The organism is Verrucomicrobium sp. BvORR106, from assembly GCF_000739655.1.
In the GTDB taxonomy this organism is placed as follows: domain Bacteria; phylum Verrucomicrobiota; class Verrucomicrobiia; order Verrucomicrobiales; family Verrucomicrobiaceae; genus Verrucomicrobium.
Genome location: NZ_BATR01000106.1, coordinates 1 through 1,099 on the forward strand (window position 1 = coordinate 1; position 1,099 = coordinate 1,099).

Sequence of the window (1,099 nt, forward strand, 5' to 3'; positions counted from 1 at the left end):
ATGATCGAAGCCATGGTCACCTGGGGCGACTTTCAGCCCACGGCGAACGTGTTCCGACCCGATGAGGGGGCGACGTTCGCCACCCTGCACGACTGGTTGACCCGCTCTGGATTGCCAGCTTCCCGTGGATTGCTGGATCAGAGGGCCAGGCCTCTGTTGCGTGGTGAGGCCGTGGTGCACCTCTGGCGTGCCCTGGCGCAGAGGGGAGAGTGGTTTCCTGAAGCCCACGGGTGGCTCAAGTCTTCGGGTGATGAAGACGGAGATGGTGAGGCCAATCTCGTGGACCCGCTTCCGTTTGACCGGAACAACGACAATGTGCCAGACCGGCTGCAGCCTTCCCTTTGAGTTACATGCCGTCCGCCAATATTACCTACGGGCCACGAAGATGGAGAGCGTGACCAGGGGCCTGAAGGCGGCTTTCCTGGGCGGACGGCAGTGAGATTCGTCAGGGGGAGACTAGAGCTCCTTCAGCTGGATGTGCCGGTACTCCATGGTGCCGCGGTCACCTTCCAGGCCGATGGGGCCGGTAGGGGGCAGGGTGAGTGCTGCTTCCAGCACTTCACCGTTGCAGGTGCAGTGGGCCACTCCGTCTTTGACTGTCACGACGATCTGGTTCCAATCCTGGGCTTTGTATTGCTTGAGCTCCTTGTAAGGGCCCGCCACCAGGTAATCGCGGCACTGAAGCTGGGGCTTCCGGAGGAAGATGCCGCTGTCCGCATTCACGGAAGCGCGGAACTCCAGCTTCAGGACGAAATCCTTGGGAAACTCCTTCACCGTGTAGATCTGCTGGATGAGGCGTGGCGCATCCTTGGGTGGGTTCACGGTAAGCACGCCGTTGGCGGCGGAGTAGCGGCCGTCGCTGGAGGCGGTCTTGCCTTCGAAATTCTCGCCCTTTTTGGGGTCGTTCCAGCCGGAAAGATCCTTGCCGTTAAACAGACTCACGAAGCCGGTTTCGGGCTGCCAGGCTTCCGTCGGGCTGTTTTGAGCCGCGACGGGGCTCGGCTGGACGAGAAGGGTGAGTGCGACGAGGGTACAGAGGAGAGCGGGCAGTTTCATGCGCACGTCGAAACGTGGGAAGTGACCGCGATCGTGCGTTAAC

The 1,099-nt window shown here is 61.4% G+C and carries 1 protein-coding gene and 1 pseudogene; one reads left to right on the forward strand and one right to left on the reverse strand.

What is annotated here, in order from left to right:
- A pseudogene (locus tag BV106_RS19230) lies at window positions 1-345 on the forward strand (hypothetical protein); the annotation flags it as partial.
- Window positions 346-456: 111 nt separating this feature from the next.
- Here BV106_RS19230 and BV106_RS19235 read toward each other — a convergent pair.
- On the reverse strand, window positions 457-1,099 hold a 643-nt coding region (locus tag BV106_RS19235; RefSeq protein ID WP_265595851.1), incomplete at its 5' end, for a DUF1080 domain-containing protein.